At 39.4% G+C, this 251-nt stretch carries 1 protein-coding gene; it reads right to left on the bottom strand.

Annotation, left to right across the window (positions count from 1 at the left end):
- Nucleotides 1-251: SH3 domain-containing protein (locus CN288_RS27890; RefSeq protein WP_141528039.1), on the bottom strand; the 251-nt coding region annotated here is incomplete at both ends.

Raw genomic sequence — 251 nt, 5'->3', positions numbered from 1 at the left:
GCAGACTTGTTGCGTTAATTGTTCCATTTTCTTGGGCACCATTTGTAATGTTCCCTGGTTTCTCTTCTTGTTTTCCGCCTTCTAATTTCACAAACTCTAACGAGATGTACCCTTCTCTTCCTTTATAACTAATCTTCGCCCATCCATTTGCTTTTCCTAGAATTGTTACTTTCTCACCATTTTTCAAGCTTCCAAGGATTGCACTGCTTGTATTCGCTTGGCTTCTTACTTGCAGACTTGTTGCGTTAATT

The organism is Bacillus sp. AFS023182 (assembly GCF_002560575.1).
Lineage (GTDB): Bacteria > Bacillota > Bacilli > Bacillales > Bacillaceae_G > Bacillus_A > Bacillus_A arachidis.
This window is presented reverse-complemented; position numbering and strand designations above follow the sequence as displayed.